This is a genomic window from Gottfriedia sp. ABJ_BB2_2, assembly GCF_055484705.1.
The window spans coordinates 262,107-276,095 of the sequence record NZ_JBVFKR010000003.1 but is presented as its reverse complement, the minus strand read 5'-3'; the positions used below and the strand labels follow the sequence as shown (position 1 = coordinate 276,095).

12 protein-coding genes are annotated in these 13,989 nt (G+C 32.1%); 3 read left to right on the top strand and 9 right to left on the bottom strand.

Features of this window, described 5'->3' with window-relative positions; genetic code table 11:
- Window positions 1–25 precede the first annotated feature (25 nt).
- A complete protein-coding gene (locus ACX6U0_RS09970) occupies window positions 26–3,193 on the bottom strand; it encodes an ATP-binding cassette domain-containing protein (protein ID WP_464959801.1) in 3,168 nt (1,055 codons plus the stop codon).
- A 608-nt stretch (window positions 3,194–3,801) separates the two neighbouring features.
- On the opposite strand from ACX6U0_RS09970, the gene ACX6U0_RS09965 reads away from it, so the two are divergent.
- On the top strand, window positions 3,802–4,518 hold the full coding sequence (locus tag ACX6U0_RS09965; RefSeq protein ID WP_464959800.1) for an N-acetylmuramoyl-L-alanine amidase: 717 nt from the start codon (window positions 3,802–3,804) through the stop codon (window positions 4,516–4,518).
- Window positions 4,519–4,854: 336 nt separating this feature from the next.
- Here the strand turns inward: ACX6U0_RS09965 and ACX6U0_RS09960 are convergent, their stop codons facing one another.
- From ACX6U0_RS09960 to ACX6U0_RS09945, 4 genes are all read right to left on the bottom strand, one after another.
- Window positions 4,855–5,373, bottom strand: coding sequence for a DUF6843 domain-containing protein (locus ACX6U0_RS09960; RefSeq protein WP_464959799.1), 519 nt, complete (start codon window positions 5,371–5,373; stop codon window positions 4,855–4,857).
- A 221-nt stretch (window positions 5,374–5,594) separates the two neighbouring features.
- Entirely contained in the window at window positions 5,595–6,047 is a 453-nt protein-coding gene (locus ACX6U0_RS09955) for an SRPBCC family protein (RefSeq protein ID WP_464959798.1), read from the bottom strand.
- A gap of 2 nt (window positions 6,048–6,049) precedes the next feature.
- Window positions 6,050–6,388: a MerR family transcriptional regulator gene (locus tag ACX6U0_RS09950; RefSeq protein WP_464959797.1), complete on the bottom strand. Its 339-nt coding sequence runs from the start codon at window positions 6,386–6,388 to the stop codon at window positions 6,050–6,052.
- 160 nt (window positions 6,389–6,548) lie between these two features.
- The gene (locus ACX6U0_RS09945; RefSeq protein WP_464959796.1) at window positions 6,549–6,977 is read right to left on the bottom strand and encodes a DUF4395 domain-containing protein; all 429 of its coding nucleotides are present in this window, start codon (window positions 6,975–6,977) and stop codon (window positions 6,549–6,551) included.
- 206 nt (window positions 6,978–7,183) lie between these two features.
- On the opposite strand from ACX6U0_RS09945, the gene ACX6U0_RS09940 reads away from it, so the two are divergent.
- A complete protein-coding gene (locus ACX6U0_RS09940) occupies window positions 7,184–9,598 on the top strand; it encodes an Ig-like domain-containing protein (protein ID WP_464959795.1) in 2,415 nt (804 codons plus the stop codon).
- 41 nt (window positions 9,599–9,639) lie between these two features.
- Here ACX6U0_RS09940 and cdaS read toward each other — a convergent pair whose 3' ends face one another.
- The 3 genes from cdaS to nagZ form a co-directional block, all read right to left on the bottom strand.
- Window positions 9,640–10,269 (bottom strand): sporulation-specific diadenylate cyclase CdaS, encoded by a 630-nt coding sequence (cdaS, locus tag ACX6U0_RS09935; RefSeq protein WP_464959970.1) that lies wholly within the window; start codon window positions 10,267–10,269, stop codon window positions 9,640–9,642.
- A gap of 174 nt (window positions 10,270–10,443) precedes the next feature.
- Window positions 10,444–10,716 (bottom strand): hypothetical protein, encoded by a 273-nt coding sequence (locus ACX6U0_RS09930; protein ID WP_464959794.1) that lies wholly within the window; start codon window positions 10,714–10,716, stop codon window positions 10,444–10,446.
- A gap of 72 nt (window positions 10,717–10,788) precedes the next feature.
- Entirely contained in the window at window positions 10,789–12,465 is a 1,677-nt protein-coding gene (gene nagZ, locus ACX6U0_RS09925) for a beta-N-acetylhexosaminidase (protein WP_464959793.1), read from the bottom strand.
- 206 nt (window positions 12,466–12,671) lie between these two features.
- On the opposite strand from nagZ, the gene ACX6U0_RS09920 reads away from it, so the two are divergent.
- Window positions 12,672–13,580 (top strand): alpha/beta fold hydrolase, encoded by a 909-nt coding sequence (locus ACX6U0_RS09920; protein WP_464959792.1) that lies wholly within the window; start codon window positions 12,672–12,674, stop codon window positions 13,578–13,580.
- A gap of 82 nt (window positions 13,581–13,662) precedes the next feature.
- On the opposite strand, the gene ACX6U0_RS09915 is transcribed toward ACX6U0_RS09920, so the two are convergent.
- On the bottom strand, window positions 13,663–13,860 hold the full coding sequence (locus ACX6U0_RS09915; RefSeq protein WP_464959791.1) for a hypothetical protein: 198 nt from the start codon (window positions 13,858–13,860) through the stop codon (window positions 13,663–13,665).
- Between the last annotated feature and the right edge of the window lie 129 nt (window positions 13,861–13,989).

Sequence of the window (13,989 nt, the reverse complement as noted above, 5' to 3'; positions counted from 1 at the left end):
GAGTTTTTACCTTTAATCCTTCACATTATTTAGCTAATAGAATTTGATATACTGCCATCATATCCCGCTTATTCAACTCACGAATTCGATTGAAAATTGGAATATCCGCAACTTGCTCTGTTATTTGGCTCTCTTCAACTACATCACGAACTTTTCCAGTTAGCCACGTTTGAACTTCAATGCCCTCGACAATTTGTTTTCGCCCTTCATCATTGATACCACTTGCATAACAACTTACACATGGTACTGATAATTTATGGACACCATCATGAAGACCATCTTCTGAAATAACCTTTTTACCTTTACAGAATGGGCAAGGATGACTTGATTTAATTTTATTAATTAAAGTCACAATTTTTTTATACCCAAATGCTTCGTATACATAAGTTAATTTTTTGTACTTTCCATTTGTAAAATACTGATCGATTATGTGTTCTCTCGTTTCATAGATACCCTCAAAATCACAGATTGAGATTTGGTTTTTACGACTAATCGCTTCTATATTACTTTTAATTTGATCCCAGAAAGGTAAAGCATTTTGTAAAACCACTTCATAATGTACAAAACTCGCTTGTTCAATTTCAAACATTTTAAGCGCTACTTGTATTTCCCTTGGTAGTAATGAAACATCCTCTGTTAGCACAATATCGCCACCAACAATTGATTTCAATTTTTCCAGTACAGGTAAATTACCAACTGTATTCATTACTTGATCAATTGGTTGATTGATCATCTCACGGATATCACTGTCACCAAACATTAATTTTTTATGATGTTTTAATACCGTTCCATCACAAACTGGACAAGTAATCATCTCTTTTGATTCTTTCATTTGCTCTTTAATAATTGATTTTGAAATAAACATATAACGGTTAATGATTAAATTAAAACCTTCCCAAGTTCTAGAAGCCTTACCAGCTTTATCATAAAATGACTTTTCCCAATAACCATATAAAAACGTATGTCTTTCAGCCTCAGTCATTTCATTGTAACTTTTACTAATATCCTGTCCAAGCTCATTCTTTATTTCATCAAAAAGGAATTGTAATTTTGGATATTGATAATATTTTAATACTTCCATTACGTCTGGATGTAATAAACCATCAAAAAATGGCACTGTTTTGTCTTGAATCACAACATCGATATCAAATTTTTCAATCACACGACGACCCGAACAACTTGGACAATGATTTTCTTGGTAGTAGAAATCGAAGTTCTTCGTATCTTTATTCTTTGGATGTGCACTTACAATATGATTGATTAGCCCACCAATTTCATAAAGAAAACTAAATTGACTATATAAGTGCCTTTCAAGATCAATCGCGATAACTGGTGCGATTTTTTCTGATTCATATTCACCATAAATCAATCTTGCCATCGACGATAAACTTTTTAAGATACCACCTTTATAGATATTTTCCGCATTTTTAAAATAATCTATATGGTTTTCTTTGACGTAGTGTATCCCATTTTTTTGATGAATGGTTGAAGTAATCTCCAAAGGTGCATCATTATGTAAAGTTTCAATGTTTTTGTAATAATCTTCATGACTTAACACATCGAGATGCTTTACTGGTTCGATCTGCCTTTTACCAAAATCCACGATAAAATCAGAGCTTTCTAACATATAAGCATTATGCTCAATCATCATAATTGAAACAGACTCATCCTCAAGAATCACCCTAACACTATCAATGAATTGGTTTAAAATATTTTGAGATAATCCTTTAGAAGGCTCATCAAATATAAACAGCGTATGTGGATTTCTTGTATTACCAAATAACTCAGAAACTAAATGAACACATTGAAACTCACCAGTTGATAATGTTTGTGTTTTTCTTTCTAATGTTAAATAACCTAGTCCAAGCTTAATTAATAAACTTAAACGTTTGTGCGCAATGTCTTCATTTGGTAATTCCTCAATAATGTCTTCAATTGAACGCTCAAAAATATCATCAATATCTTCACTATATTTTGTCAGTTTCTTTTTAATATCTAAGAAAGTCGCAACTGTAGATCGACTTGTAATTGATTGATTACGATCTTGTCCTACAATTACCAGCTTATCCTTTGGATGTCTATTCAGAAAATCCTTTGCCATACAGTCATTAACAAGAGTAGATTTTCCACACCCAGATTCACCTGTAAAGGTTACAAGTCTATTTTTTGGAATCTGAATTTCATCAATTTGAATATTTCGACAGTAAAGATCATGAAATTGATAATAATCACTTGGCTTTGCTACATTTCTTTCCCAAATAATCGGTTTTGGACGTGGTGATTCTTCTACAATTTTCCCACCATATTTACCACTACCCGGACCAAAGAATAATTGTTCATCAGAAGCATTTAGGACCGTATCAGAATGATCAATCAGCCAAATTTGATTTTTATAGCCTAATTGTTTAATTTGTTCAAGAATCTTTAAAAGAGTTTGGTGATCAAGACCAACAGAGATTTCATCAATAATAATGACAGTGTCTTCACTTGTTGCCATGAATTCAGCCAAATAAAGTCTTGTTAATTCTCCACCTGATAAAGTACCCATTATGCGATTAAGTGTTAAATAACCAATATTCATATTGATAATGTTTTTAAGAATATGTTGTTTCGCTTCGCTAATGTTTAATTCATCTGATAAAGAAAGAATAGATTCAATGCTTAAGTTATTAATATCGGAAATAGTATGTAGTTTATCAAACAGTTCAATTGTATATTGTTCAACTTCTTGGCTATAGCGCTTCCCATGACATTTTGTACATTCAATATTTTTAGTCGTTCCGCGCCCTTTACAAGCTGGACACCAACCTAATTCATTATTGAAAGAAAAAACCTCTGGAGAAAGATGAAACTTCTCAGCAAGGCAATCACGGATTTCTTTAAATACGCCAGTATGTGTACCAATTGTTGAACGAGGATTTGATGATATAGAAGATTTTCCTAGAAAAAGTACTAGAGGCATTTCTTCCATTTTGATGGCACTGAAGTTGGTTTCCATAATATTTGAAAATAGATATTGATATTCAGCCTTTGGTAATAACGATACAAGACGTTTCTTTGATTCTTCCCCAATAGATTGGCAGAAAGTTGTTTTTCCAGATCCAGATAAACCAGCTACACCTAATGATTGATCTACCGGAAGTACTGCATCTAACTTATGAATATTATTAGCTATTAATTGATTTATTTTCATAGTTTCATCCTCTCATTTCTATTTCTCTATCCTTATTCTTTCCAAGCTGTGTTACTTTTTAGACTTACTTACAAACAAATCGTTAGGCAGCATAAGGCGTACTTTTGATTTTGATATTTCTCCACCTTCCTTATATGAATACCAATCTTTCAAAATGATTAATACGAACTTTGTCGATTCATAGATTATTATACAATGGCGAGTATGAAAGCGTATATCATAGGAAAGCTATATTTCTAAATATATTGTCAATTTTAAAAAAAGAATGATGATTTCAGCTTCAGTATGCTCGCTTTTTTTTGGGCGTGCGATGAACTTCCTCAAAAAAGGCTGTATTTTTCAGATAACCCCTATTTAACTAAACTGCTAGCATAATTAAAAATAGCAGCTTAATGTAATACAACTAAGCATGCGTTATCTATATTTAATAGATGCAATTCTTATTTGTTTCGTTGTCGTAATATCATTTCAAATGTCATTTCTATTGAATTTACCAAAGGTTTTCTCTGTACAATTAGCAAAATATTCTCACTCGTTTGTTGGATTCTGTTACACTTAAGGATGTGTCTTATACATAGTAAAAAATGGAATCTTTGGAGGAGAACCGCTTGAAAAAAATCATATTGTTTGCTTCCGTTATTGGATTGGTTGGAACATTCTTTGTTCAGTCTACCGTCGCAATAACGAAACCCAAACCACAAAAAACGATTTGTATCGATGCAGGACATCAAAAGAAGCAAAACCTTCAGACAGAACCAGTTGCACCTGGATCAAAAGTAAAAAAAGCAAAAGTGTCAGCTGGTACGCGCGGAGTTGCGACCAAAAAATATGAATATGAGTTGAATTTAGAAGTTGCACTTCAGTTACAAACAGCACTCGAACAAAAGAATTACCGGGTGATTATGACACGAACAAAGCATGATGTGAACCTAAGTAATATTGACCGTGCAACAATTTGTAACAATGAACAATCTGCTTTATCGATTCGGATTCATGCGGATGGGAGCACGAACAAAAATACTCAAGGTCTTTCCCTCTTGTACCCATCTGGTACTTCTACAAAAAGCATTAATAAAGTCAGCGAATCCATTGCGAAAACTTTGTTAACGGAAAGTATTCGAACAACAAAAGCGAAAAAAGGCTATGGAGACGGTCTTCTCCCTCGAAGTGATTTAACGGGTTTTAATTGGTCCAAAACACCGGTTGTACTGGTTGAAATGGGCTTTATGTCTAATGTAGCAGAAGACAAACGACTATCAACCAAAAGCTACCAGCAAAGTATTGTGAACGGACTAGTCAACGGAATCGTGAAATCTGTTCATTAAATAGAAATTATTAGCAAAGATATTTAGCTGACTAGCTTTATGATAAGAATAAGGCTTGTACTATATAGGAATCTACCAATTGAAGAAATATTAAAACATTATAAGAAACATACAACAACATTTTACCTCACTAAATAATCCCAATAAACTCAGATATCTTATTGGTCTAAATTTCATATATAAGAAAGAGGATATTCAATTAATGAAAATCCTCTTTTAAAAATTCTTCTAAAACAAAATGACACTCTTTTTAAAGATAAATATATAGAAGAAGAATTAGAAAAGTACAGAGATACGAAAAACGCGCCATTTAGTTAGTTGAAGTTTATTTAAACTTTATTCCAAATTATCCATCCAATATTTTAGTAATTCTCTCTCTTGTATTTTATATCGCTCTTCACCATCAAAATAGAAGTCCTGTCCACATTTGCTTTTTGTTACTTGTATCGTTTGATAGTTAATCTCTTTCCCATTTTCCAACGTAAAGCTACCAGTGTTACTAGGATTCGTACACTGCTCGTCAACAACAGTTCTTTTCCCATTTTCGCCAACATAGAAATATTTATTAGAGATTGTTGCGCCCCCTTCAAACAAAAATTTCGAAGACGTTAAATACACGCCATAGTTACTTATATCAGTACCTTCTAATTGTTTTAATGATGCTTCAATTACCGGGATAACGGAATATTTGCCTTCTTTTTCTAGGGCAGGAGTATCAGTTACATTATAGAAAACCGTAATCGTTCCTTCAAAACCATTTGGAATAAGAAACAACTCATTTGTATCAGGTGTTTCTTGTGTAGAGCAACCGCCAATAATAAATATAGCTATCATCAACATTAAACATTTTTTCACAGTAATTACCCCTTCTTACTTAACTCAGTTCTATATTATAATACATCATAGAAAACGTAGATGGATTTTGATTTTATAAAAATATGAACCCGTTTGTGAAACTCTTCACTTATATTATACTGCCATTATGTTAAATAAGGAAAATAAAAAAGGAACATATTTCTAATAAGAAGTACGTTCCTTAAATTCATTCAAGGAGTTTATGAAAATCAACTAATAAACTACAAACTTAATGCTTCTTGCTTAACTCTTTGTAAAAAATCGTCCACTACTTTCATAGCACCCTTCTTATTCCCTAACTTTAGCATTGCTCGTCCAACAAAATTAACGCCCTTATTTGAGCCTTCATAAATAAACTTCGTATGATTTTCGTCTATTTTTTCAAGTTTAAAAATTAGATTCGTTTCAAATGCATTTGCTAAAACAAAGCTGATTTGCTTTTTCTTGCTAGTTTCCGTATCTTCATAGTCTAATGTATTCACAATATATGTTTCTACTCGTTTTCCTTCTCGGTAGCTTTGTTGGTGTTTTGCACCAATTTCATTTTCGTTCTTTTCAATTAAAATATGTTCCTCAACTTTAGGCATGATTTTTTGAATATTTTTATCCAAAAATAAGCTCCAAACCTTTTCAATATTTGTTTCGATGATAATGTCTTCTTTCCACTGAATCAATTTTACTCCTCCTTACCAGATGCAATAAAATCATCTATTTCCTCTAATTGTAATGTTAAATCCTCTATTTGCAGCTGGATCTTTTTTCTCTTATTGTTTAATAACGCTTCTAAATTTGTAAATGATTCGTCTTCCATCACTGAAATCATTTCCTGAATTGTAAAACCAAATCTACGTAATTTATTTAATAGCATAGCAAGAAAATAGCTACCATCATCATAGTAACGATAATTATTTTTAGGATCAATATAAGCTGGTTCGAGCAATTTCACTTCAGCATAGTATCGCAAAGTTTCTTTACTTAGTCCTGTTATCTCTGCGAAATCACTTATTTTATACATTTTTATCCTCCCACTACATCATAAACTGTGGGGTACACCACATGGTCAATATTTATTTCTCTTTTTTAGTATATACCTAGTTAGATTGATTCAAAAAGTGTTTAAAAAAACTCAATGCAAATAAAAAAAGAGAAACCCTAAATGTTTCCCTTTAAAAAAATTATTTTAAGCTTCTTCTATATTTATATTGATTATACTGAAAATGAATAAAGCACCCAACGCAAAATCCTAGAATTGCAACAAAAGCTGCTAATCCAACCATAATAGTGAATACATAAAATAATATCTTAAAGCCTAATAATGCACTAACAAACGCAATGGTTAAACAAGATACTGCTATCACTTGGTTGAAATTTTGCTGTTGCTGATCCTCTTGTATATATTCAGAAGGACTTTTCTTCAAGAATGTTTTTGCAATTCTCATAACCGGATTAAATTGAAAGAGCATACCACCTAAACCACTTAGTAGCGGAATTAGTAAAAACCAATAAACACCTGTAATTAAAGTTAGTACGACTGTTAATACAATTGTCCACTGATTTGTACGTACTAATGGTAATGGAATCGAGCCATTTTTTGATTTCGTCATTAATACCCAACCTTTCACATCGGAATAATTATATATAATCATATTGTATTAAAAAGGTTTTTACAATATTTCCGACTTGAAGTAAAAATTAAGAAATTCTTAGAATTACGCTAATAATTTTTATTAATTTCTAATTTTATATATAATTTGTAACTTTGATTCATTATACTGAGGAGAGTAAAAATATATTAATTTAGGAGATTAAGATGAACAACAAGAGATTTTTCACCTGCATATTAAGTTTTTTATTAGCATTTAGTACATTACCAATACAATTCGATAATGGAATACATGCTGAAACAACTCAAGAGAGTAAGAATGTAGAGTTTTCTACTTATGGGGTATGGCCAGCCCTTTCTCCAGATGGTAAAACTGTATTTGTTGGTAAAAGAAGAAAAGATAATGCCATTGATAATGTATACAACATTGGAATGTACAATACAGAAAATGGCTCATTAATCAAAACAATTGAAGTTGATAATAATACTGAGTTTTCTAACTATAGTTCTCTAGGGAATTATGTAGTATTAGCAGGAGATACTGTACTATTCTTAGACGGAAAAACAGGGGATAAATTATTTAGTCTTCCATATAATTATGCAGAATATTCTTTCAAAGAAACAGATGACTCAATTGTTGGTTTTGTGCATTCACCAGATAAGACTTCCTATTATCGAAATACTTTAACGATTTATGATACAAAGTCTCAATCTGTTATTTATGAAAAAGGCTATGAAAAAGAACAAACGATGCATGTTGCACTGCATCCAATTCTTCCAATTGTTGCAGTATCTCATGGAACTGATGTTGAAATCATAAATTATGAAACAAAAAAATTATTAACTAAAATAGAAAATCCATTTGATTTCCGTGAAGAATTTTGGGCAATCTTTCAATTATCATTTAGCCCTGATGGAAAATTAAATATGATTAATGCTTTTGGGGCAGAAAATCCATTTTTACAGTATATTCCCGATGAAAGTCAGCAATATACTCTTTCACCATTTAAACTAAATGCCTATGTAAATGAAACTGAAAATACAATGGATACTCGACCAAGAATGATTTCATATGGAAAAAACAATGAAATTATTCTTCACTATTTTGATAAAATTAAATTCTTTGATTCAAAAAATGGATCATATCTGAAAACAATTGATGGGAAAATATATGATGTAACTTTTTCTAAAAATATGGAAAAAATTGCTTATTCTAAAAACGTATATTATACATCCGGACAAACTCCAACATATGTTGTTGTACAAGATTATCCAATAAAAACACATAAAGTAAATACTATAGAATTTAAAGATCCTGCCATCGCCTTACGTGAAGGGAATTCAACATATTACAGCCTGGAATACATTGACCAATATGGGAAACGAACGCTTCTGGATCCAGAAGAATTTAAATTAGAGTCATTAGATCAAAATGTGATTACAATCGATTCAACAAATAAAATTGTTTCTCAAAAACCAGGTAATACACTCGTAAAAGCAACTTATAAAGGTTTTGTAGACTATTTGTCTGTTGAAGTAAAAGAAAAATCCACTTCAAAGATTAGTGTAGAAACCTTATACGATTCTTCTACGGTCATTAAAGGTACTGCACCCGCTGGAGCAACTCTCATCGTTACGGTTATTGGAGAATATCAAACAATAGTAAAAGAAGATGGTACTTTCGTGATTGAGTTGAAAGAGCCGTTACAAGCAAATGGATTACCTTCATTTTTGACATGGACTGAAGATGCTGAAGGAGAACAAGCTCATTATTTATTTGAATCTGTAATCCGTGACACTGTTGCACCAAAGCCACCTACAATCACGGAGATTGATGAGTCAACTTCAGTAGTGGAAGGTATAACTGAGCCAAATGCAACGATAACAGTTTCTGCCATTCAATCTTCTACGATGGCAACTGCAAGCTCTACAACTAGTCGTTCGCTATCTAGTTCAAATGGTCAATTAAATCCTTTTGGTGGGACAACTTCTGGAAAAACTACCTTTACTGTTAAAGCAAGTAAAGATGGTAAATTCAAGTTATCACTTAAAGGAATGGCTGGTAAAGTATTCAAAGCTACTGCAACTGATTTAGTCGGGAACCGCAGTAAACCAACAAATGCTAAAATAGCAGATACAAAGGCACCTTCAGCTCCACGAGTATACACATTCAGTGATGCTTCAACTGCTCTAACTGGTGTAACAGAGCCAAATGCAAAAATTCATGTTAGAAAAAATGGAAAATTAATTGGCAATGTGTTAGCTTCACAATCAGGTGGTTTTTCAGTAAAAGTGCTAAAACAAACTGTTGGAACAGTATTAACAGTCACTGCAACCGATCCTTCAAATAATATTAGTAAAGCGACGACGGTTAAAACATTAAAAGCACCGAAATCACCTACATCGATTAAAATTTCAAGTAAGAACATTTCAGGTAAAGCACAGCCGTATACAACAATTATTGTTAAAAACGGTTCCAAGGTACTTGGTACGAATAAAGCAAATCGGAATGGTCAATTTTCAGTAAAAATCGCACAACAGAAAAAAGGAACCAAATTATCAGTGGTCAGTAAAAATACCTTAGGTGCGGTGAGTGCACCAACAGTTATTACTGTAAAATAAATTTCATTAAAAAAATCTACCTGATTAGGTAGATTTTTTTGCTAATTTACATTCGGTGTACCAGACTGAACAGGATATAAACTTCCATTAAACGCAAAAGAAATCTTCCCAGTTTCTTCAGATACAACCAATACTAGCGCATCACTTTCTTCTGAAATCCCAATTGCTGCACGATGTCTCGTCCCTAGTTTTTTGTTTTCATATGTAATTTTTGATAATGGAAGTACATTTCCAGCAGAGATAATTGTATTTTGTTCAACTAAAACCGCTCCATCATGTAAAGGGCTTCCAGGATAAAAAATGGATTCTAATAGAGCAGATGATAATGTTGCCCCAACCGGTATACCTGAACTCATGAGGTGTTCGAGTGAATCATCTCGCTTTACTACAATCAGTCCACCATGTTTTCGCTCTGATAAATGCTGAACAGCGATGGTCAGTTCTTCAAAAATATCCGTATAAGGAGAAAGATATGAATTTAAATAGAAGGAAGAGGCTTCTAATTGTAGTTTATTAAATACGCGATGAATATTTTCAAACTCTGTTAATATACCGCACCCCTTTTTTTCTATTTTTCCGATCATACCTTCAATTTTAGAATTAATTTGAGTAAGTGTATTCGTTAAGTTTTTCTGTACTGTTGGTGTTAGTAGAGATTCAATTTCTTCCATTTTCAAATCATCAACTCTCTTTCAAACCTAGTTAGCTTATTTTACTTTACCCACGAGTGCATGATCATATACCATTCTTTACCATTTCAAAATCACAAAAAACCTCAGAAGACGAATGTCTACTGAGGTTTTTTTCCCATTTAATAACCATATATATTTCTATCTATTATCTTTTTATTTGAGTAATTCGATTACTTTAACCATCCCAGACGGTGTTATAGCAACATTATTAAAAGAAGGTATTTCATTTTGATCTACATCACTTTTAACCCATATTATTCCGTTGATATAACCTTCTTGTTCTAGTTCGATTATTGCAGGTGTAACGTATTCAATTGCTACTCCAACTTCTTCATGAATTCCTTTTTCAAAATTAGGTTCTTTTTCTTGAAGTTCTTTAAAGATCGCAAGTAACATCATCTCTGCATCAGAAATCATCGTAGTCATAAAAACACCACCTTTCTCCATTATCATTTAACATTTCATTCGACAAAAAGATGGTATTTTCCTTTTTTTTCCTCATTTTTCAATATGATATTTTTTTAGTACTTTATTCGTATTATCAATTAACTCATCCGTACTATAATTTGGTACTGACTTATTGTCAATTTTGTACTTTTGTTTTAATAAAATGATTCGTTTAACACTTTGATTTATCCGTTCCTCTGAAATTGAACCATTATTTACAGCTGTCTGAATTGCTTTAAATACTGCTTTTACTTTATTCGTATCATGAGCAACCATAATAATATCAGTACCTGCTTGAATAGATCTTACAGATGCATTAGCTAAGTTGAAATGCTTCCTAATCGCATCCATCGTCATATCATCTGTCATAACGACTCCATTAAATTGCATGTCATTTCTTAAAATATTGGTTACCACTTTTTTAGACATTGATGACGGATAGTTAGAATCGATTTTCGGCAATAAAATATGCGCAATCATTACAACATCGGCATTTTGCTTTATCGCATTTCTAAATGGAACCAATTCAAACGCCTTTAAATCATTATATGATTTATAAACAATTGGTAATGTTAAATGTGAATCAACACCAGTATCACCATGACCTGGAAAATGTTTGATAACAGGTATGATATTATCTGACTGAATTCCTTTCATTGTTTGAATTCCAAGTTCACTCACAATAGAAGCGCTCTTACCAAATGACCGATCTCCGATGACTGGGTTGTTCGGATTACTATTAATATCAAGCACTGGTGCGAAATCAAGATTAAAACCAAATGTTTTCACTTGTTTCCCTAAGATTTGACCAATTGCAAATGACAGTTCAGTATTGTTCCTCTTCCCAATATCTGCACTCGAAGGAAGCGTTCCAATATTAGCCGGCAAACGAGAAATTCTACCACCCTCTTGATCTACTCCAAATAATATAGGCAGAGGATTAAATTCATTTGCCTTCTTTAAAGAGTTTATTAATGCAACAGATTGCTGTTTACTTTTTATGTTATCACTGTAAAAAATGAATCCACCGATTTTATTTTGCTGTACTAAGTTTTTCAATTCTTCCGTATACTTAGTCCCATAAATTCCAGAGAAAATCATTTGTCCAATCTTTTCATTTAAACTCATGTTTTTAATCTGCTCATCAATATTTGTAGAGAGAAAATCTGAAGGAATGACTTCATTGATATTATTCATTATTGATACAGATATATGATGTACAGTAGGATTTGGATTTTCATCGGTTGGTCTTGGTAAAATAAACTTCAATTCATAGTTATGTGCTAGTTTATACCCAAGAATAATTTGATCAACAGATTGATCTTTATAATATTTAATTGTGGTTGGATTCTGTAATAAATCAATAATCGAGTCATAATGAATTTGATGTAGATTCGGTTTATAGGATCTTGCCTCAAAAACAAATCCATCTTGATCATATCCTACAGCGATTGCTCGTTCATTAAACGTTAAATATGTCCCTTTATCGACCACATCTTTTTGACTGATCGTTCCAAATCTACCAATTACCTCGTTTACATCCGTTTTACCAACAAAAATACTTGCTTCGGATATCTTACCCTGTTGAGCATTTGTAACAATTAATGCTAATAATTCATGTTCATCTAACGATTCACTTTCATCTTCAATTTCGTGTTCAGTTTGAAATGAAGGCTGACTTTGTTTTATAGGATGTTCTTCTTTTGCATCCCCCTTCACATAAAACACGCTAATCCCACATATGAGGATAATGCCAAACATCATCCAGAAAGCTCTTTTAATTGCTAACTCCTCCTAAAATAATCTTTTATTTCAATCTATGTATATCCCTTTAGAAATTGATTATTTGTTAATCATTTTTAATATTGTATTGGGCACCTTTCAATCTCATTATGCATAACATGGGAAAGATTAACAAGGAGGGACCCCTTTTAATGACTACGAAAGAACATAATGAAGCAATGCATCAATTTAACTATTATTTTAGACATATGAATCCGAATCAATCAACTCCATATTCTTATCAACCTTATCATTTCAATAACGAATATTACACAAATACAACTCAAAATGGCTTGATAGATTACAATGACTTATATTTTCGTCAACATATCTTAACCTTTGTATTAATTCATGGCTCTTGGGCTGACCCTACTTTTTGGAATGGAATAGCTGGAGAACTACGTAAAATGGGACATATCGTTCATACCCCTCAATTACCTGGCCATGGAACTGATAAAAATAAAAATGTAACGCATGCAATGATTACACAGTCTGTTGTTGAATATATAACAACACAAAATCTAAAAAACATCATTTTAGTTGGACACAGTTTTGGTGGTAGCGTCATTCAAAAAGTAGCAGAACACCTTCCAGATCGCATTAAGCGATTAGTCTTTTGGAATGCTTTTATTTTAAAAGATGGAGAAAGCATGGCAGATCAATTTCCACCACAAGGACAGCAGTTCATATTAGGACTTGCACAAGAGTCCCCTGACCATTCAATTAAACTACCTTTTTCTTATTTTAGAGAAGTTTTCGTTAACTTAGCAGACCTGCAAACCGCACAACAAATCTATAACTCTACTACTCCAGAACCATCTGCACCATTGACTGAAAAGCTAGATTTAAAAGCGTTTTATCAGTTAACCACTCCAAGAAGCTTTATTAACTTACTTGAAGATACAGCGATTCCAGCTGGTGAAGCTTATGGATGGTACCCACATATGGCAAGTAGATTAGGCATTTTCCGTTTCATTCAAGGACATGGAGATCATATGACGACTGCAAAATTACAACCGAGAAAAGTCGCACATTTGATCGTAAATGCAGGTAGAGACTAATGAATACATGTGTAAATATCCTTAGAAAAAACGCCCAGAAAGTAGTTTCTGGGCGTTTTTTAGTTATTATTTCAATTGTAAATTACCGACTGATATCAATAGAATAAAGTAATAAAAATACGAGAACAACAATTATGATTATTTTTGAAGCTTTTAATATAGTTTTACTAGTAAATGTTTTATTAAGTAAGTAAAAAAATCCAACTACCCAAATACCATTTTGAAAAAATGTCACAATTATATTTCTGATCATATTGATTGTAAAATGGTAATCTTCCATATATATACCTCCTTTTTCTCAATCACCTGCTCTATACTTATTACCTTTCGTTACAATTATTCCTGCAACTTTTGAAACTTTTTTGTAAAATAAATTTAATTGTTATTTAATTTTACTAATTTATATTTA